Below are 19,668 nucleotides of genomic sequence, written 5' to 3'. Positions count from 1 at the left end.
GGCGGAGGCGTCGACGCGGAGCCGAATTTGGCTCAGCGTGAGGCGCGAGGAGGGAGCCATGCCGTTGCATAGTGACCGACGAGCAACGCGGCGCTGGGCCAAATTCGGCCCGCCCCTGCGGGGTCGCCTCAGGAAGGCCGCTGGCGGCGTCGCGTCGCTTGCAGGGGCAACCAGCTCCTGCCGCACGCCGCGTCTATACAGCGGCCTTCCAGATGCGATGACGATGCCTCCACCTAATCAGGACAGGCTCTAAGACTTTGGCGCTGACGGGGCAGGTTCGTCCTGCACCCGCAAGACCACCCGGCGCAGCACGCGCCAGGCAAGGACCATCAGCGCCAGGGTCAGTACCAGCAGCACCAGGGCCACTGCCCCGGCGGCAACCGGGTTGGTATAGGCCAGATAGAGCAGTCCGGTGGTAGCGACGTCTTCCAAGGTGGACACCGCTACATTGCTGAAGGGTTCGGGACTGGTGTTGACCACCGCCCGCGCGCTGGCCTTGCCCCCATGCGCCAGCAGAGAGGCCCCCCCGCCCAGGATGAAGGCAATTGCCTGGGTGGCCGGATCGGCCGGATCGATTACCGCCAGCGTCAGCAGCGCGCCGCCGACCGGGCGGATAAAGGTGTGGACCGTATCCCAGAGTGAATCGAGCCACAGCACCTTGTCGGCGAAGAATTCCATGAAGGCGGCCAGCCCGGCCACGCCCATCACCCAGGGATTGGCCAGGACTTGCAGCGATTGCAGATGTTCGGGCAGCGGCAGCACCTGGAAATGCATGGCGAGGCCGGTGGCCAAGGCAGTGAGGTAGAGCCGCCAGCCAGAGAGCAAGCTGACCGAGCCCGCGATGCCGAGAATTTCAACGATGCCAAGGCTTTCGGTCATGATGCTGCACTCCCCGTCAGGCGCAGAGAATGCGCTTTGCCCGCAAGAATGGCAAGCTCAGCCCAGATCGGGATCGCGGCGCAGGCCGGGATCGAGCTGGACCCCGCAGCTGTTGAGCAGCATCGAAACCTGGGTGTACTGGCCGACGGTATAGATCAGATCGACCCGGCCGGTATCGCCCAGCGGGGCCAGCTCTGCCCAAGTGGCGTCGGCGATGTGGTGGTTCTGGCCGAGTTCGTCGCAGGCCCGCAGGATCGCCGCCTCAAGCGGGTCCCAGTGGAGCGCATCGGGTCCGGCCTTGATCGCGGGGATCTCGCTTTCGGCAATGCCGGAGTTGAGGCCGATCACCACGTGCTGGGCCCATTCGTAACCGGCCTTGCAGTTCCAGCCGGTGCGCAGGATCGCCAGTTCGCGCTGGCGCGGCGTCAGGCTGTTGCGCGCAGACAAGACGTAGTTGCCCCAGGCAAGGAACGCGGCGAGCGCCTCCGGATTGTGCGCCTGGGTGCGGAAAATGTTGAAGCCGCGGGCGTATTCGGGAAGTGCATCGAGCACCTCCCGCGCCGCCGGAGGGAGCTGCTCATCGCTGAGCGGGGCAATCCGGGGCGCGGGAAGCCTCACTTTACAGAACCTCGAACAGGCCGGCCGCGCCCTGGCCGCCGCCGATGCACATGGTCACCACCACGTACTTCGCGCCGCGGCGCTTGCCTTCGATCAGCGCGTGGCCGGTGCAGCGCGCGCCGGTCATGCCGAAGGGGTGGCCGATCGAGATCGAGCCGCCGTTGACGTTGAGCAGCTCATCAGGAATGCCCAGCTTGTCGCGGCAGTACAGCACCTGCACTGCGAAAGCCTCGTTGAGTTCCCACAGGCCGATGTCGTTCATTTTCAGGCCGTTGCGCTCGAGCAGCTTGGGGATCGCGAAGACCGGGCCGATACCCATTTCATCAGGCTCGGTGCCGGCCACCGCCATGCCGACATAGCGGCCCAGCGGGGTCAGCCCACGCTTTTCAGCGACCTTGGCTTCCATCAGTACGCAGGCTGACGAACCGTCAGACAGCTGGCTGGCGTTGCCGGCGGTAATCGTGTTGCCTTCGCCCATCACCGGCTTGAGGCTGGCCAGCCCTTCCAGCGTGGTTTCTGGACGGTTGCAGTCATCACGGTCGGCGACGACGTCCTTGTACGAAACTTCCTTGGTCTCCTTGTCGACGATCGCCATGGTCGCGCTGCACGGCACGATCTCATCGGCAAACTTGCCAGCTGCCTGGGCTGCGGCGGTCCGCTGCTGCGATTGCAGCGACAGCTCGTCCTGCGCTTCGCGGCTGATGTTATAGCGCTTGGCCACCACTTCGGCGGTGCCGATCATCGGCATGTAGATGTGCGGATGCATTTCGAGCAGCTGGCGGTCCGGCTCGACAAACATCTTGCCGCTGCCGACCACCTTCGAAATGCTTTCCACGCCGCCAGCGACGCAGATGTCCATGTTGTCGACGATGATCTGCTTGGCGGCGGTGGCGATGGTCATCAGGCCCGACGAACACTGGCGGTCGATCGTCATCGCCGGAACCGAGACCGGCAGCCCGGCGCGCAGCGCGGCGAGGCGGGCGACGTTGCCGCCGGTCGAGCCCTGCTGCACCGCGGTGCCCATCAGCACGTCGTCGACTTCGGCGCCGTCAATCCCGGCACGTTCGACCGCGGCGCGGATCGAAAAGGCGCCCAGCGTGGCGCCGGTAGTGTTGTTGAAAGCGCCGCGCGCCGCCTTGGTCAGCGGGGTGCGGGCGGTGGAAACGATGACTGCGTCACGTGCCATGGGTAATTCCTTGATTGGTTATACTGGTGCGGCTCCCCGGGGAGGGAGTCGATCACACGAAGAACATCGTGATCCATTCACAGATCAGCGCGGGCTTGTCTTCGCCTTCGATCTCGATGGTCACTTCGTTGGTCTGCTGCCACTGACCGGGGCGCTTCTCGACCAGTTCGAGCAGCTTGGTGTGGCTGCGCACGCGCTTGCCGGCGCGCACGGGCGAGATGAAGCGGGTTTTGTTGCCGCCATAGTTGACGCCCATCTTGACGCCATCGACGCGCGCGCCCTGGGTCATCGCGCCAAGCACCGGCAGCAGCGACAGCGTCAGGAAGCCATGAGCGATGGTTCCGCCGAAAGGGGTCAGCTTGGCCTTTTCCTCGTCAACATGGATGAACTGGTGATCGCCGGTTGCCTCGGCGAACATGTTGATCCGTTCCTGGGTGACGTGGAACCAGTCCGAAACGCCGATCACTTCGCCGGTCTTGGCCTGCATTTCTTGGGGGGTCATTGGCCTCTCCTTGTCCTCGGAAAGGCGCAGTCATGGCCCAAGCCGCGCTGCGGTGCAACACGCGCTAGCGTGCCGCTACGGCATTGCCGATGCTGAGTGCGGGTTTCGTGCGCAGTTGCGGCCCGGTCGGCGAATCGACTCGCTTGAGATAGGACCACAGCCCGCACTGCAGCCCGATCAGCATGTAGCAGAACGGCTGGAACGCGATTCCGACGAAGGCACCGCCCAGCATGTAGACCAGCAAGGACTGCTGCAACGCGTTGGCCAGCGGCGCCTGCCAGGTTTCGCCTTCGCCGGTGCGGTTCTTCCAGCGGGCGCGGATCTTCTCCATCTGCCACAGCCCCGACAGCAGCAGCCACAGCCACAGGAACAGGCCGGGCCAGCCCTGTTCGCCCAGCATCTCGAAATAGCTGGAATGATAGGCGCGGGATGTCTCTTCAACTTCGGTAACATCGCGCGAGGTGTTGTTGCCTTCGCCTTCGACCTTGACCAGTTCGACCTTGACCTTGTTGCTGCGATAGGCGTCGAAACCACCACCCAGCGGATGGTCTTTCACATAGTCGAGCGTCCACATCCACACCGCCATGCGGGTCGAGGCGGACTGGTCGGCCTGGTGGTTTTCAATCGTGTTCATCCGTTTGGTAAAGCTGTCGGGCAGCAACGGAATGGCGATCACAACAAGGCCGGCCATCATCCCCAGATACAGGAAGCGCCGTTTGACCGTGCGCAGCGACAGCACCGCCAGCAGACCCAGACAGACCAGCCCGGTGCGCGCCTGGGTGCCGACCGGAATCAGCGCACAGGCAAAGATCAGCGCGACCCCGAACAGCTTGACCCGCCAGTCGGGTGGAAAAATCGTCCCGTGCTTCATCAGCCACAGGATCAGCGGAATCACCGCGATCGCAACCAGCGAGATGATCGAGCCTTCGTACAGGCCGAAATTGGTGTCGATCAGCAAGTGCAGCGTGCCATAGCCGCCACCGCCGCCCAGCGTCTTGATCCCGCCGTTGATGATGATCGTGCCAACCGACAGGACCATGACCAGCGCGGCGGCTTCGATCCTGAGGCGCGTGCGTAGCGTCAGCGGCAGGAAGATCGCAAAGACCAGCGCTTTCCAGACCCACGCCCACTTGTCCGCCGCCTCGACCGGGAAGTCGGCAAACATGGTGGTGAGCCCGCAATAGACCAGCAGCACCGCGATGATCCCCTGACGCATGGTGAAGCGGCTGTCGCGCTTGTCATCAAGCACCACCCAGCCGCCAAAGGCCAGCACGAATGCCACCAGCGAAATCGACATTGATGCCAGCAGCCGGTACGAAATCATCTGCGGGCTGAGCGTATCGATATAGAGAAAGGCCAGCACCCACAGGAACGGCTTGCGGAACCCCAGCGCCAGGAACGCCAGCGTGAAAAGGGTGATCGCCAGGTCAAGCACGCGGCTCGTCCCTTTCCGGCGCATTGCCCGGCTCGCGGTCGAGCTCCTGGCGCTGCAGCAATCGCCAGCAGGCAATCGCCAGCAAGCCATGGGTCAGCGCCAGGGAGAAATAGTCGATCATTGTGGGCAGAGCCCTAGCAGCAGCGGGTTGACGCGCCGTTAAGCAGTCTTGGCCTAGGGAATGCGGCCATGACCCGCATCCTGCACGTTCTTGACCATTCGCTGCCGCTCCACAGCGGCTATACCTTCCGTACCCGCGCGATCCTGAAGTCGCAGCAGGCGGCGGGGCTGGAAGTGCGTGGAATCACCGGCCTCAGGCATTTGCAGGACGGTCCCGATACCGAAGAGTGCGACGGAATCCTGTTCCACCGCACCCGGGGTGAAGCCGGCGGGCCGGTGGGCCTGCGCGAATGGCGCGAGATCAACCAGTTGGCCGACGCGATCATCGCGCTGGCGCAGGACTGGCGTCCCGATGTGCTCCACGCCCATTCGCCGGCGCTGTGCGGCAAGGCCGCGCTGATTGCCGGGCGCTGGCTGGGGATCCCGGTGGTTTATGAAATCCGCGCCTTCTGGGAAGACGCGGCGGTTTCGAACGGAACCGGCAAGGAAGGCAATGTCAAATACCGCCTGACCCGCGCGCTGGAAAACCATGTGGTGGCCGGCGCCGATGCGGTGGTGACGATCTGCCAGGGCCTGAAGGACGACCTGGTCCGGCGCGGCACCGATCCGGCCAAGATCACGATCAGCCCCAACGGGGTGGACCTTGCGCTGTTTGGCGAAGCGGTCGCGCCCGATCCGGCACTGCGGGCCGAACTGGGGCTGGGACAGGGGCCGGTGATCGGCTTCATCGGCAGCTTCTATGACTACGAGGGTCTTGATGACCTGATCGCGGCGATGCCGTTGCTGACCGCCCGGATTGCTGACGCACGGCTGCTGCTGGTCGGTGGCGGGCCAATGGAAGGCGCACTCAGGGCCCAGGCCCAGGCCAGCCCGGCGGCTGACGCGATCCGCTTTGTCGGTCGCGTGCCGCACAGCGAGGTCGAACGATATTATGCGCTGGTCGATGTGATGGCCTATCCCCGCAAGAAGAGCCGCCTGACCGATCTGGTCACCCCGCTCAAACCGCTGGAAGCGATGGCCCAGCGCCAGCTGGTGGCCGCATCGGACGTTGGCGGGCACCGCGAACTGATCAGGCATGGCGAGACCGGCACCCTCTTCACGCCCGACGATCCTGCCGCCTGCGCCGCCGCGCTGGCCGACCTGCTCGCCGCGCCCGAGCGCTGGGACGCGCTGCGCGCCGCCGGTCTGGAGCACGTTCGCACCAGCCATGACTGGGCACATAATGTTCATCGTTATCACGATGTTTACCAAAGGCTGTTAGCCCTTTCAGTGGATTGCCGCGTTTCTGCTGCCGCTTGAGGCTGCCGAACCGGGGCGAAGGACGGACTAACAGGGGTTCAAGGCACAGTGGCCAAGCAACAGCGCAAAGCGGCCAAGGGCAAGCCAATCACCAGCCATCAGCTGTTCCCGGCTGTCGTGGCGCTGTGGTTTGGCGCGGCCTTCGGGCTGGGCAGTCTGGCCGTACGGCCATCGCTGATCGAAGGTTTGGTGCTCAAGAGTCACATCGACCTTTTGATTCCCGCCGCCGCACCGCCGCTGGGCGTTACCGCAAGGATCCTGATGGCGCTGCTGATGGCCGCCCTGGGCGCGGTAATCGGCCTGGTGATCGCCCGCCGCATCACTCGGCCCAGACCGGTCGCCCACGAGCGCAAGCGTTCGGGCCGTGATCTTGGCCGCGAGGAACCGCCGGCACCCCGGCATTATGCCGACGCCACCACCCATCCGGAATCAGCCGGTGTTCTGGCTCCGCGCCGCCGCGCGCTGGCAATCGAGCACGAGGAGGAAGATTTCGTGCCCCACGACATGGCGCCGCTGCCTGGCGGCAATCCGCAGGTCTTCGATATTTCAGGCGTAACCATCGAGGATGGTCCGGCTGACTCTGCCCAGCCGCTTGAACTGGGTGCGTTCCCCGAACCGGCGCCGCCGGCCCAGCCGGTCAATCTTGACTGGTCGAACGCCGCCCCTGTCGCGGCGCCGAGTGCACCGATCGCCGCTCCGGCCGCAATCGAGGCGCAGCGTCAGGTCTTCAATACCGAAACCGCAGCACCCGCGCCGTGCCCGGCCAGTCAGGCCGCCCATGCCGATGGCCGTCAGGTTTTCGGCATGACTCTGCCCGAGCCCAAGCCCGAAGCACCGCGCCAGATTTTTGGTGCCGCAATCGAAGACGATCACGTCCCGCAGGATTTCGTCAAGGCCGCCGGCTTCCAGACCACTGTGTTCGAGCAGGAAGAGGCCCAGCCGCTGTTCGCGCCGCGTGCAGTCACCCCCGAAGCCGAGCCTGCTCCTGTGGCGGCCACGGCTCCGCAAGCACCGCCGATCCCGCAGGCCTTCGAGCCCGCGCCGCAACCTGAAATCACCGCCGCACCCGTGGTTGCGGTCGAAGCGCCGGTCGAAGCACCCCGGGCCGAGCCCGAGCCCGAGCCGCTGCCCAGCCCGGCCTCGCTGGGGATGACCGACCTTGCCGCGCGCCTGGCCGAATCGATGCGCCGCCGCCGCGCCGCGCGCACCGCACCGGTCGCCGCCGAGGTCGCACCGGCGGCTGAGGCACCCGTCAGCGATGCCGCGCCGGTCCTGCCCGCCACTGCGGAATTGCCGGTTGAACCGGTCACACCGCTGGTACCGGTTGCCGTCGCCCCTGAACCTGTGACGCCAGCGCCGATCCCGGCCGGCTATGAGGCCCCGCTCGAAGTAGCCGAGGCACCTTTCATCCCGGTGGTCGCGCCCACGGCAGCGCCGATCCCGGTGGCCTATGAAGCAACGCAGCCCGTGGTTGCGGCTGAACATCCGGCGGTCCCGGAAGTTCCGGCTGCCCTGGCCGCCCCGGCCAATCCCGAGGCCTTCGCTCCGGTCGCCGAACCGGAACCCGTCGCACCGGCTTTGCCGCGCGCCATGCAGCCGCTCGCCCTCGATGCCTTTATCGAGGAAGACATGGCGGCCGACCCGAGCCTGCTTCCGCCGCGCCATATCGCCATGCCGGCGATGCCGCCGGTGGCCGCACCAGTCAGCGCACCCGCACCCGAACCGGTCGCGGCCCCCGCTGCAGCAGTCCAGTTGCTGGAAGAAGAGGCGAGCGAGGATGTCGCCAGCGATGACAGCTTCGGCTCGTTGCTGGGGATCGCCGCCAATCGCAATCCATTTGTGCGGATCGAGGATCCGGCTCCGCAGACTGAAGCGGTCGAGCCGGTGGTCATCTTCCCCGGACAGGCTCCGGCCCAGCCGATCCCCTTTGGCGCAGCGCCCGACGCCACGCCGTTCCGCCGCTTCGACGCGCCTGCTGCCGCAGGACAGGCCCAGCCGGTCGCCGCCAACATGGCTCCGCCGGCAGTCGAAGCCGGTGAAGCCGATCAGGCGCTTCGCGCAGCCCTGGCGAACCTGCAACGGATGAGCGGCGCCGCCTGATCCGGCCCTTCGGCCAGCTTTGAAAACCTATTCACAGAAAGGCTTGGCCGCGGCCAAGCCTTTCTTGTTTCTTTCGCAGTTGCAAAAACAGTTTCGTGTCGTCATGGGGGGTCATGGCGCAATTTTTGCTGCGTTTCGCGGCGGGGAATGTTGCGCTTAATTGCCGGAAATCGGCGATTTGCGGGTCCGCGCCTGCGAATCGCCGCGCTTTGGCGCCAACACGGGACGAAATCGAAATGGCATTTCCATCGCCACAAGGGCTGTATGATCCGGGGAACGAGCATGACGCGTGCGGTGTGGGCTTTGTTGCCCATATCAAGGGCGCGAAAAGCCACGGCATCATTACCCAGGCACTGGAAGTGCTCAAAAACCTCGACCATCGCGGAGCGGTCGGGGCGGATCCGCTGCTGGGCGACGGGGCCGGGATCCTGATCCAGCTGCCCGACGCGCTGTACCGCGAGTGGGCAACAGATGCGGGGCTGACCCTGCCGGCCGAGGGCGACTATGCCGTGGCCATGTGCTTCCTGCCGCAGGACGAGGCTGCGCGCAGCTTCGTGATCGGCACCTTCGAAAAGTTCATCGCCAAGGAAGGCCAGCGACTGATCGGCTGGCGCGACGTGCCGGTGAACCCGGACGGCCTGGGCCGCGCCGTGCTCAACGAGATGCCGGTGATCCGCCAGTGCTTCGTCGGCCGGGGCGAGAACTGCGCCGATCAGGACGCGTTCGAGCGCAAGATCCTGACGATCCGCAAGCAGACCCAGAACCCGCTGGCAGCCTTGGCCGAAAAGCATGGCATGCCCGGCCTGACCGAGCTTTACATGCCCAGCTTCTCGACCCGCACGGTGGTTTACAAGGGGCTGCTGCTGGCGACCCAGGTCGGCAGCTTCTACCGGGATCTTGAGGATCCGCGCTGCGTTTCGGCGCTGGGGCTGGTTCACCAGCGCTTTTCGACCAACACCTTCCCCAGCTGGAAGCTGGCGCACCCCTATCGGCTGATCGCCCACAACGGCGAAATCAACACCGTGCGCGGCAACGTCAACTGGATGAACGCGCGGCGCCGCACCATGGAAAGCGAGCTGCTGGGCCCCGATCTCGACAAGATGTGGCCGATCATCCCGCACGGCCAGTCCGACACCGCCTGCCTCGACAACGCGCTCGAGCTGCTGCTGGCCGGTGGCTACAGCCTGGCCCACGCGGTGATGATGCTGATCCCCGAAGCCTGGGCCGGCAATCCGCTGATGGATGCCAAGCGCCGCGCCTTCTATGAATACCACGCCGCGCTGATGGAACCCTGGGACGGCCCTGCGGCCGTCGCCTTTACCGACGGGCGCCAGATCGGCGCCACGCTTGATCGCAACGGGCTGCGCCCGGCGCGGTTCTGCGTGACCGATGACGATCTGGTGGTCATGGCCAGCGAAAGCGGTGTTCTGCCGATCAAGGAAGACAACATCGTGCGCAAGTGGCGGCTGCAGCCCGGGCGCATGCTGCTGATCGACTTTGCCGAAGGGCGGATCATCGAGGACGAGGAACTGAAGGCCCAGCTTTCCGCCGCACAGCCTTACGAGGACTGGCTGGAAGCCGCGCAGTACAAGCTCAAGGACCTGGACCTGATCGAGCCCGAGCTGGCGCAGCTGCCGGTTGAAACCACCACGCTGCTCGATCGCCAGCAGGCCTTTGGCTATACCCAGGAAGACCTCGCGAAGTTCCTTGAACCGATGGGCAGCCAGGGTGACGATCCGATCGGGTCGATGGGCACCGACACGCCGATCGCCGTGCTTTCAAGCCGCAGCCGCCTGCTCTACGACTATTTCAAGCAGAACTTCGCCCAGGTCACCAACCCGCCGATCGATCCGATCCGCGAAGAGCTGGTGATGAGCCTGGTCAGCATGATCGGCCCGCGCCCCAACATGCTGGGCCGGGAAGCCGGGACGCACAAGCGGCTGGAAGTCGATCAGCCGATCCTGACCAACGACGAAGTTGCCAAGATCCGTTCGGTCGAGGCCGCGCTTGACGGGGCGTTCCGGACCGAAACGATCGATATCACCTGGGACGCGGCCAGCGGGGCCGATGGCCTGGAAATGGCGCTCAAGGAAATGTGCTGGGCCGCGACCGAAGCGGTGCTGGCCGACAAGAACATCCTGATCCTGTCGGACCGGGCCCAGGGGCCCCAGCGGATCCCGATGCCGGCGCTGCTGGCCACCGCCGCCGTCCATCACCACCTGGTCCGTCAGGGTCTGCGCATGCAGACCGGGCTGGTGGTCGAAACCGGCGAGGCGCGCGAAGTGCACCACTTCGCGGTACTGGCGGGCTATGGCGCCGAAGCGATCAATCCCTACGTCGCGTTCGAAACGCTTGAGGAAATCCGCCTGCGCAAGGGCCTGCCGCTTGAGGCCAAGGCAGTGCAGAAGAACTACATCAAGGCGGTCGGCAAGGGGATCCTCAAGGTCATGTCCAAGATGGGCATTTCGACCTACCAGTCCTATTGCGGGGCGCAGATCTTCGACGCGGTCGGGCTGTCGAGCGCGTTCATCGACAAGTACTTCACCGGCACCGCAACCACGATCGAGGGCGTTGGCCTGGACCAGGTGGCCGAGGAAAGCGTGCGGCGCCACGCCGCAGCCTATGGCGATAACCCGATCTACAAGTCCATGCTGGACGTCGGCGGGATGTACGGGCTGCGCCTGCGCGGCGAGGAACATGCCTGGACCGCAGACAACGTGGCCAACCTGCAGCACGCAGTGCGCGGCAACAGTCCGGACAAGTACAAGGCCTTCGCGCAGTCGATCAACGACCAGTCGAGCCGGATGCTGACCATTCGCGGGCTGATGGAACTGAAGAAGGCCGATCGCCCGCTGGACGTGTCCGAAGTCGAACCGGCCAGCGAGATCGTCAAGCGCTTTGCCACCGGCGCGATGAGCTATGGCTCGATCAGCTGGGAAGCACACACCACGCTGGCCGCGGCGATGAACGCGATCGGCGGCAAGTCGAACACCGGCGAAGGCGGCGAGGATCCTACCCGCTTCAAGCCCATGCCCGATGGTCGCAACCTGCGCAGCGCGATCAAGCAGGTCGCTTCGGGCCGGTTCGGGGTGACCACCGAATACCTGGTCAACGCCGATGACATCCAGATCAAGATGGCCCAGGGCGCCAAGCCCGGCGAAGGCGGGCAGTTGCCCGGTCACAAGGTTGACAAGACGATCGGCGCAACCCGCCATTCGACCCCCGGCGTTGGCCTGATCAGCCCGCCGCCGCACCACGACATCTATTCGATCGAGGATCTGGCCCAGCTGATCCACGACCTCAAGAACGTCAACGGCGGCGCGCGGATCTCGGTCAAGCTGGTCAGCGAGGTCGGGGTCGGCACGGTTGCCGCAGGCGTATCCAAGGCCCGCGCCGATCACGTGACGATCTCTGGCTATGAAGGCGGAACCGGCGCTTCGCCGCTGACCAGCCTGACGCACGCCGGCTCACCCTGGGAAATCGGCCTGGCCGAAACCCAGCAGACGCTGCTGCTCAACAACCTGCGCAGCCGCATCTGCGTGCAGGCCGATGGCGGCCTGCGCACCGGGCGCGACGTGGCAGTGGCCGCGCTGTTGGGCGCCGACGAGTTCGGCTTTGCCACCGCGCCGCTGATCGCCGCGGGCTGCATCATGATGCGCAAGTGCCACCTCAACACCTGCCCGGTGGGCGTTGCCACCCAGGACCCGGTGCTGCGCGCGCGCTTCACCGGCCAGCCCGAACACGTGATCAACTACTTCTTCTTCGTCGCCGAGGAACTGCGCGCGATCATGGCCGAAATGGGGTTTCGCACGGTCGCCGAAATGGTTGGCCGGGTCGACCGGATCGACACCCGCAGCGCGATCGATCACTGGAAGGCCAAGGGCATCGACCTCAGCCGGATCCTGTACCAGGCCCCGCTGGGCGACAGCCCCTCGCTCGGCTGGTCGCAGACCCAGGACCACGGGCTCGACAAGGCGATGGACGTCGACCTGATCGCGGCGGCCACCGATGCGCTGGACAAGGCATCGCCGGTGCTGATCGAACGCAAGGTGATCAACGTCAATCGCACCGTCGGGGCGATGCTGTCGGGCGAAGTGGCCCGGCGTCATGGCCATGGCGGGCTGCCCGACAACACCATCATGATCAAGCTGACCGGGGTCGCGGGGCAGAGCTTCGGCGCCTGGCTGGCCCACGGGGTGACGCTGGAGCTGACAGGCGACGCCAACGATTATGTCGGCAAGGGCCTTTCGGGCGGGCGCGTGATCGTCCGCCAGCCCGGCCATGTCGATCGCGAAGCGGCCGACAACATCATCGTCGGCAACACCGTGCTTTATGGCGCGATCGCCGGGGAAGCCTTCTTCAACGGCGTGGCCGGCGAACGCTTTGCCGTGCGCAATTCGGGCGCGGTCGCGGTGGTCGAGGGCTGCGGCGATCATGGCTGCGAATACATGACCGGCGGCGTGGTTGCCGTGCTGGGCAAGACCGGGCGCAATTTCGCCGCGGGCATGTCGGGCGGGATCGCCTATGTCTATGACGCGGACGGCCAGTTCGCCGCGCTGTGCAACCAGGCCCAGGTCGATCTGCTGCCAATCGCGGCGGAGCGCGACGAGGAAGACGGTGCGGGCCGGCCCCAGCAGCGTCCGGTCGGCGCCGGTAATTCGGGCATGGGCGATATGCTGCGCCACGATGCCGAACGCCTGCGCGTGCTGCTTGAACGCCACCACCTGCACACCGGATCGAAGCGGGCCCGGGCCCTGCTTGACGATTGGGCCGGGACGCTGGGCAAGTTCGTCAAGGTGATGCCGCGCGACTATGCCAAGGCACTGCAACAACTCGAGGCCGAGCGGCTGGCTGCCGCCTCGGTAGCCGCGGAGTAATCGAAATGGGCAAGGAAACCGGCTTTCTCGAGGTCGATCGTCAGGACCGCACCTATGCGGACCCCAAGGAGCGCGTAGGCCACTACCACGAATTCGTGGTCCCGCATGAGGCACCGGCGCTGCAGGCGCAGGCCAGCCGCTGCATGAATTGCGGCATCCCCTATTGTCACAACGGCTGCCCGGTGAACAACATCATCCCGGACTGGAACCACCTGGTCTATGAGGGGGACTGGCAAGCCGCGCTGGACGTGCTGCATTCGACCAACAATTTCCCCGAGTTCACCGGACGGATCTGCCCCGCGCCGTGCGAGGCCAGCTGCACGCTGAACATCACCGACCAGCCGGTGACGATCAAGAGCATCGAATGCGCGATCGTTGACAAGGGCTGGGACGAAGGCTGGATCGTGCCGCAGATCCCCACCCGCCGCACCAGCAAGAGCGTTGCGGTGGTGGGTTCGGGCCCGGCCGGGATGGCCGCCGCCCAGCAGCTGGCGCGCGCCGGACATTCGGTGGTGCTGTTCGAGAAGAACGACCGGGTTGGCGGGCTGCTGCGCTATGGCATCCCCGACTTCAAACTGGAAAAGCACCTGATCCAGCGCCGGCTGGTGCAGATGATGGCCGAAGGCGTGGAATTCCGCACCTCGACCGAGGTTGGCGTCACGGTCTCGGTCGCCAGCCTCAAGGAAAACTTCGACGCGATCGTCATGGCCGGGGGAGCGGAAGATCCGCGCCCCTTGCTGATCCCCGGCTTCGAACTGCCGGGCGTGCGCTTTGCGATGGAATTCCTGACCCAGCAGAACAAGCGCAATGCCGGCGACGAGGAAGTACGCGCCGCACCGCGCGGCTCGCTGACCGCCACCGGCAAGCACGTGGTGGTGATCGGCGGCGGCGATACTGGGTCTGACTGCGTCGGCACCTCGATCCGCCAGGGCGCCGCCTCGGTCACCCAGATCGAAATCATGCCGCGCCCGCCCGAAAAGGAAGACAAGGCGCTGACCTGGCCCGACTGGCCGATGAAGCTGCGCACCTCGACCAGCCACGAAGAAGGCTGCGATCGCGACTGGGCGATCCTGACCAAGCGTGTGGTCGGCAAGGGCAGCCAGGTAACCGGGCTGGAATGCGTGCGGGTCGAATGGCAGGACGGCAAGATGCAGGAAGTAGAGGGCAGCCTCTTCACGCTGAAGGCCGACCTGATCTTCCTGGCGATGGGCTTTCTGGGTCCGCGCAAGCAGGGCCTGCTCGATCAGGCCAAGGTCGATCTCGACGCGCGCGGCAACGTCTTTGCCGACACCTTCAGCTATCGCACCAGCGATCCGCAGATCTTTGCCTGCGGCGACATGCGGCGCGGGCAGAGCCTGGTGGTCTGGGCGATCCGCGAAGGCCGCCAGGCCGCCCGCGCGGTTGACCAGATGCTGATGGGATCGAGCGAGCTGCCACGCTAGCCCTTGGCCGGCATGAAGCGCGGGTTGCGCAGCAGCGCAGCCGAAATCAGCGGCATCAGCAGCGCCACCGGCGAGATCTCGCTGGCGGTCAGTGCCATGCGGGTAACCGGGTTGGCATAGAGTTCGACATAGCCAGCCATCTCGGCCTTGAGCTGCGCGAGTTGCGCCGCTGAAGCGCCAGCTGCCTGCTGCTGGGCAAGCATCGTCTTGGTGAATTCCGCCATGAAGGTGTAATCGGTTGACCACAGGTAGGCTTCCCAGCCAAGCACATAGAACAGCACGGCCACCCCGGCGATGCCCAGCCCTACAGCAAAGGCCTTGCCGAATTTGATTACTCCGCCCTGCACCTCGTCGCGAAAGCGTTTCACTCCGACGAAGACCATGCTCATCGCGATCAGCATCGACAGGTAACCCAGCACCATGCCCAGGTTGCCGTGGTCGCTGACCAGGCCCATCGTGATGGCGAGCAGCGCCAGTTCGATTGTGCCGGCGATCACTCCGTAAGTCAGGATCATGCGTTGCATTGTCGTTCTCCCCGTTTGGTTGGTGCCGCGGGGCTAAGCCCGCACCTGCCCCGAAGCTATCGCCCGAAAGGGTGATTTGGCGCCCGTCACCGCAATTTACGGCAGCAATTCCAGTTCCCGCGCCTTGTGAACCAGCTGGGTGCGACTGCTCGCCCCCAGCTTTTCGAACAGGCGCGCGGCATGGGTCTTGACCGTGTTGGGCGAGATTTCGAGCCGCCGCGCGATCACCTTGTTCGAAGCACCCTGGGCCAGCAGTTCCAGCACTTCGCATTCGCGCGGGCTGATCCCCAGCGCGGCCAGCGCCTTGTCATTGCGCACGAACGGCACCGCCCGCGCACGCGGGACCAGCCGCGTGCCCAGCCAGATCCCCAGCGCCGCGAACAGCAGTGCGATCGCCAGCACATAGACCGGTGTCGACCAGGCCATGCGGGCCTGTTGCCAGCCGAGCCAATCAACCAGCAGCGCCAGCGCGGCCAGCGCGGCTCCATATGTCAGCATCACACGCGCCATGATGCGCCAGCGTGCCACGAGGACGCGCCGGCCTCAAGTGAAAGGCCGACGCGTCGGGGGTGGGTCGAGCAAGGAGCCTAACGGCGGCCCAGCGCCAGGCGGCCCGGGCCGGTGATCGCCAGTTGCAGTAGCCCGCCGGTGATCGCCACATTCTTCATCAACATGATCATCTGGATCTGGTCGGCGAAATTGGCGTGGAAGCACACGGCTGCGACCAGCGTGAACAGCGCCAGGGCCACGGCGGCGGTGCGCGCGCGGTAGCCGCTGATCAGCGCCAGCCCGCCCAGCGTTTCAAGCAGCCCGGCGCCCCAGGCGCCCAGCGTGGCGGCGGGCAGCCCGGCCGAGGCGATATAGGCGGCAGTGCCGGCCGGATCGGCCAGCTTGCCAAGCCCGCTCAGCAGGAAGATCGCGGCCAGCAGCACCCGGGCGACCAGCGCCACGGCATCGTTGGAAACGGGATTGGTCTGGGTATCGGTCATGGTCTGGTACTCCCCTTGTCAAAAATTCGGGTCTTGGTGAAATTCAGGCCGCATCGACCAGCACCACTTCGCTGTCTTCCAGCGCGGTGATTTCGATGGCGGATTCGCCGGTGATCGCCACGCCGTCGCGGGCCTGGGCCTCGATTTCGCCGATCCGGATCCGGCCGGTGGCGGGGACCAGATAGACATGGCGTTCGGGTCCGGTTTCATAACGGACCGTCTCGCCGGCCCTGATCAGCGCGCCGGCCACCCGGGCCCGGGCGTGGATCGCCAGCGCCTCGTCATCGCCGGGCAGGCCCGAGGCGAGCGTCACGAACTGACCCGAGCGGTCTTCGCGCGGGAACGGGCGGGTGCCCCAGCTGGGGGCATGGCCGCGCGCATCGGGCAGGATCCAGATCTGGAACAGCGTCGTCGCTTCGTCCTCAAGGTTGTATTCGGCGTGCTGGATCCCGGTCCCGGCGCTCATCACCTGGACATCCCCGGCGGCGGTCCGGCCTTCGTTGCCCAGGCTGTCGCGGTGCGAGATCGCCCCGGTGCGGATATAGGTGACGATTTCCATGTCCTGGTGCGGATGCGGGGGAAAGCCGCTCTTGGCGGCAATCAGGTCGTCGTTCCACACCCGCAGGCTGCCCCATTGGGTCCGCGCCGGATCGTGATAGCCGGCGAACGAGAAGTGGTGGTGGGCATCAAGCCAACCGTGGTTGGCCGCGCCCAGGCTGGCAAAGGGTCTGAGTTCGATCATTGTTTGTCTCCATTGGCGTTTCCGCCGGTGTTGAAGCGCCAGATAGGGCTTGCAGCTTGATCGCAAAGCTCAGATAAATTGCGTTCAAATGTTCAGGATATTCGAACATGAACCTAGGCCAGCCATCGCTTGACCAGCTTCGCATCTTCCTGGCCGTGGCCGACGAGGGCAGCTTCAACGCCGCCGCGCGGCGGCTGGGGCGGGCCATTTCGGCGATCAGCTATGGCATTGCCCAGATCGAAGCCCAGCTGGGCCTGACGCTGTTTGAGCGGGAGGGATCGCGCAAACCCGAACTGACCCAGGCCGGGCGCGCGCTGCTCGATGCCGCGCGCACCGTCACCGCCGATATGGACGCGCTGCTGGCCAAGGCGCGCGACCATCACCAGGGGCTGGAGGCAGAACTGACCCTGGCGATCGACGTGATGTATCCCCCTGCGGTGCTGGCGGCGCTGCTCAAGGATTTCATCCAGGCCTTCCCCACGGTGGACCTGCGCCTGCATGTCGAGGCGCTGGGCGGGGTGGCCGCGATGCTGCTTGAAAACCGGGCCGATCTGGGGGTGACCGGGCCGCTTTCGGACGCCTTTCCCGAACTTGACCGCACGCTGATCGGATCGGTTGAACTGATCCCGGTGGCCGCGCCCGGCCATCCGCTCGCCCGGCTCGATCCGATCCCGCCGGGGATCGCCCGCCAGCACCTGCAACTGGTGCTGTCCGACCGCTCGCCGCTGACCGAGGGGCGGGATTTCTCGGTCACCGCATCACGCACCTGGCGGCTGGCCGACCTGGGCGCCAAGCATGCGCTGCTGCTGGAAGGGATCGGCTGGGGCAACATGCCCGGGCCGGCCATCGAAGCGGATCTGGCGGCGGGCAAACTGGTGCGGCTGGCCTTGCCTGAAGCGCCTTCGGTCGACTATCGCTTCCACGCCTTGTGGCGGCGCGATTGCCCCCCGGGACCCGCGCGGCAATGGGTGCGCCGCGCGCTGCAGGAACGGCTCTGCCCGCCCCACCCCGCACCCTGACGGAGCCCGATCTTGCCGCGCATTGCCTTCCTCGCCTGCCCCGAAACCCTGCCCGGATCACCCACCCGCCGCGCCGATGCGTTCGAGCATGACCTGCTGTTCGATGCGATCAATGCCGGGCTGGCCGGGCGCGCCGAACTGGTCGGGATCGACTGGCGCGCGCCCATGGCGGAACTGTCCACCTTCGACCTCTCCTATCTGGGCACGCCGTGGGACTATACCGATGCGAAGGACGAATTCCTGGCCCGGCTGGAAGACCTGGAGGCGGCCGGGGTGACTGTCTGCAACCCGGTTGAGGTGATCCGCTGGAATTCGGACAAGCTCTATCTCAGGGACCTGGCTGAGCGCGGCGCGGTGACGATCCCGACCCTGTGGCCCGAAGGTGCCGGCCCCACCGAAGTGGCGGCGGCCTTCGATCATTTCGGCGCGGACCGGGTGGTGGTCAAGCGCCGGGTCGGCGCGGGTGCGGTCGGGCAGGACAGCTTTTCACGCGGCAACCCGCCCCCGGCCGACTGGCGGCTGGACCAGCCGGCGATGATCCAGCCGTTCCTCTCCGCGATCCAGCACGAGGGCGAGCACAGCTTCATCTTCATCGATGGCCAGTTCAGCCACGGCCTGATCAAGCGGGCGGCGGCGGGCGACTACCGGATCCAGTCGCTGTACGGCGGGGTCGAGGTGGCGGTCGAGCCGGCCCCGGCCGATCGCGCCGCAGCGGAAGCGGTGATGGCCATGCTGCCGTTCGAACAGGCCCCGCTCTATGCCCGGATCGACATGGTCCGGCTGGATGATGGCCGGCTGGCAGTGATCGAGGCCGAGACGATCGAACCCTATCTCTATCCGCTGCAAGGCCCTGAATTCGGGACGCGAATGGCTGCGGCCATGCTGCGAAGGCTGGGATAAGCGGGCTGCAAATGGGGCTGGCCTAGCCCCGGCACTTGGGTTACCCATCACGCGATATAACGATTGCCAGGGCACCGCGAGGGGCGGCGCCCGCAATCCGATGATGGGGTCCGATCATGGCAGACAACCAACCGGCAGCCGAACAAGACGTAACCAGGGCCTGGGCGGCCAACCAGGGGCAGAAGGACGCGGCCAAGAAGCTGCGGATCTATGCCGCGCTGTGCTGGGTGGTGGCGATCGGCACCGAAATTGCCGGTATCGTCCTGCTCAAGCAGGGCAAGTTCCAGTCGGGCAACCTGGCGCTGCTGATCGGCCTTCTGGTCGTGATCGCGGTCTTCGCGATCGGCGGCTCGATGCTGTGGAAGAAGGCCAACACCCACGATCCGGCCAGCCGCGCCGACGCCTTCCGGTTCTTCGTCCAGAACCAGCTGGGCGCGATCATCACCGTGATCGCCTTCCTGCCGCTGCTGGCGCTGATCTTCCTCGACAAGGACATGGATCCCAAGAACAAGAAGATCGCCGGCGGCGTGGGCGTGGCGCTGGCCCTGCTGGCAACCGTGCTGGGGATCGATTTCAAGCCGCCTTCGGTTGAACAGTACACCGAAGACATGAACCTGTGCGCCAGCCAGATCAAATCGGGCCAGCCGACCACTGCCTGTTCACCCGAAGTGGCCCAGCAGGCGCAGGACATTGCCCGCGATTCCAAGGCCGTGGCCGAAGCAACCAAGAGCGATGCGAACCCGAACGGGCTCGACAAGGTTTACTGGATTGCTTCTGAAAAGGCTGGCGAAAAGGCCGATACCGAACACGTCTTCCACCTGTGCAGCGACGTTTCGACCCTGCGCGGCAAGCAGGTCAACAGCGGTTCGGTGACCGAAGCCTACAAGGAAAACGCCAGCCGGATCACCAAGCAGATCGCGATGGAACAGAAGCAGTGCGGCTTCAAGGCCCCGGCCGCTGCTGCCGCCGCTGCCGCCGCTGCTGCCGCCCCGGCTGCGGCAGCTTCGGCACCGGCCGCCAACTGAGGATCCTGACC

17 protein-coding genes are annotated in these 19,668 nt (G+C 65.8%); 7 read left to right on the top strand and 10 right to left on the bottom strand.

Annotated features, from left to right (window positions below; translation table 11 throughout):
* Positions 1–249: 249 nt before the first annotated feature.
* The 6 genes from IT549_RS06845 to IT549_RS06820 all read right to left on the bottom strand — a co-directional run bounded on the left by IT549_RS06845 (position 250) and on the right by IT549_RS06820 (position 4,741).
* Positions 250–879, bottom strand: a complete 630-nt coding sequence (locus IT549_RS06845; protein WP_292971220.1) for a DUF4126 domain-containing protein — start codon at positions 877–879, stop codon at positions 250–252.
* A gap of 57 nt (positions 880–936) precedes the next feature.
* Positions 937–1,497: a carboxymuconolactone decarboxylase family protein gene (locus tag IT549_RS06840; protein ID WP_292971219.1), complete on the bottom strand. Its 561-nt coding sequence runs from the start codon at positions 1,495–1,497 to the stop codon at positions 937–939.
* Position 1,498: 1 nt separating this feature from the next.
* Positions 1,499–2,683: an acetyl-CoA C-acyltransferase gene (locus IT549_RS06835; RefSeq protein ID WP_292971217.1), complete on the bottom strand. Its 1,185-nt coding sequence runs from the start codon at positions 2,681–2,683 to the stop codon at positions 1,499–1,501.
* A gap of 52 nt (positions 2,684–2,735) precedes the next feature.
* Positions 2,736–3,185 carry a MaoC family dehydratase gene (locus IT549_RS06830; protein ID WP_292971215.1) on the bottom strand — a complete coding sequence of 150 codons (450 nt, stop codon included), beginning with the start codon at positions 3,183–3,185 and terminating at the stop codon, positions 2,736–2,738.
* A 64-nt stretch (positions 3,186–3,249) separates the two neighbouring features.
* Positions 3,250–4,644 carry a DUF5935 domain-containing protein gene (locus IT549_RS06825; RefSeq protein WP_292971212.1) on the bottom strand — a complete coding sequence of 465 codons (1,395 nt, stop codon included), beginning with the start codon at positions 4,642–4,644 and terminating at the stop codon, positions 3,250–3,252.
* A complete protein-coding gene (locus tag IT549_RS06820) occupies positions 4,613–4,741 on the bottom strand; it encodes a hypothetical protein (protein WP_292971209.1) in 129 nt (42 codons plus the stop codon). Before IT549_RS06820 ends, IT549_RS06825 begins: the two co-directional genes overlap by 32 nt.
* A gap of 68 nt (positions 4,742–4,809) precedes the next feature.
* Here IT549_RS06820 and IT549_RS06815 point away from each other — a divergent pair, with 68 nt between their 5' ends.
* The 4 genes from IT549_RS06815 (at position 4,810) to IT549_RS06800 (ending at position 14,458) form a co-directional block, all read left to right on the top strand.
* Entirely contained in the window at positions 4,810–6,039 is a 1,230-nt protein-coding gene (locus tag IT549_RS06815) for a TIGR04063 family PEP-CTERM/XrtA system glycosyltransferase (protein ID WP_292971208.1), read from the top strand.
* A gap of 48 nt (positions 6,040–6,087) precedes the next feature.
* Positions 6,088–8,139 (top strand): hypothetical protein, encoded by a 2,052-nt coding sequence (locus IT549_RS06810; protein ID WP_292971206.1) that lies wholly within the window; start codon positions 6,088–6,090, stop codon positions 8,137–8,139.
* A 236-nt stretch (positions 8,140–8,375) separates the two neighbouring features.
* Positions 8,376–13,016 (top strand): glutamate synthase large subunit, encoded by a 4,641-nt coding sequence (gene gltB / locus IT549_RS06805; protein ID WP_292971205.1) that lies wholly within the window; start codon positions 8,376–8,378, stop codon positions 13,014–13,016.
* 5 nt (positions 13,017–13,021) lie between these two features.
* A complete protein-coding gene (locus tag IT549_RS06800; RefSeq protein WP_292971203.1) occupies positions 13,022–14,458 on the top strand; it encodes a glutamate synthase subunit beta in 1,437 nt (478 codons plus the stop codon).
* Here the strand turns inward: IT549_RS06800 and IT549_RS06795 are convergent.
* The 4 genes from IT549_RS06795 to IT549_RS06780 form a co-directional block, all read right to left on the bottom strand.
* Complete coding sequence (locus IT549_RS06795; protein WP_292971201.1) at positions 14,455–14,982, bottom strand: DUF4199 domain-containing protein; 528 nt, start codon at positions 14,980–14,982, stop codon at positions 14,455–14,457. The two genes, IT549_RS06800 and IT549_RS06795, sit on opposite strands and share 4 nt — an antisense overlap.
* 96 nt (positions 14,983–15,078) lie before the next feature.
* Positions 15,079–15,480, bottom strand: coding sequence for a response regulator transcription factor (locus IT549_RS06790; RefSeq protein ID WP_292971198.1), 402 nt, complete (start codon positions 15,478–15,480; stop codon positions 15,079–15,081).
* An 89-nt stretch (positions 15,481–15,569) separates the two neighbouring features.
* Positions 15,570–15,971 (bottom strand): DoxX family protein, encoded by a 402-nt coding sequence (locus IT549_RS06785; RefSeq protein WP_292971196.1) that lies wholly within the window; start codon positions 15,969–15,971, stop codon positions 15,570–15,572.
* A 43-nt stretch (positions 15,972–16,014) separates the two neighbouring features.
* Positions 16,015–16,713, bottom strand: a complete 699-nt coding sequence (locus IT549_RS06780; RefSeq protein ID WP_292971193.1) for a pirin family protein — start codon at positions 16,711–16,713, stop codon at positions 16,015–16,017.
* 107 nt (positions 16,714–16,820) lie between these two features.
* Between IT549_RS06780 and IT549_RS06775 the strand changes: the two genes are divergently transcribed.
* The 3 genes from IT549_RS06775 to IT549_RS06765 all read left to right on the top strand — a co-directional run bounded on the left by IT549_RS06775 (position 16,821) and on the right by IT549_RS06765 (position 19,657).
* On the top strand, positions 16,821–17,732 hold the full coding sequence (locus IT549_RS06775) for a LysR family transcriptional regulator (RefSeq protein ID WP_292971191.1): 912 nt from the start codon (positions 16,821–16,823) through the stop codon (positions 17,730–17,732).
* 12 nt (positions 17,733–17,744) lie between these two features.
* Positions 17,745–18,632 carry a hypothetical protein gene (locus IT549_RS06770; RefSeq protein ID WP_292971188.1) on the top strand — a complete coding sequence of 296 codons (888 nt, stop codon included), beginning with the start codon at positions 17,745–17,747 and terminating at the stop codon, positions 18,630–18,632.
* A gap of 116 nt (positions 18,633–18,748) precedes the next feature.
* Entirely contained in the window at positions 18,749–19,657 is a 909-nt protein-coding gene (locus IT549_RS06765; RefSeq protein WP_292971185.1) for a hypothetical protein, read from the top strand.
* Positions 19,658–19,668 lie beyond the last annotated feature (11 nt).

The sequence above is a fragment of the Novosphingobium sp. genome (assembly GCF_020852455.1).
Lineage (GTDB): Bacteria > Pseudomonadota > Alphaproteobacteria > Sphingomonadales > Sphingomonadaceae > Novosphingobium.
Note: the sequence above shows the minus strand (reverse complement) of the source record. Positions and strands in the feature narration are given on the sequence as shown.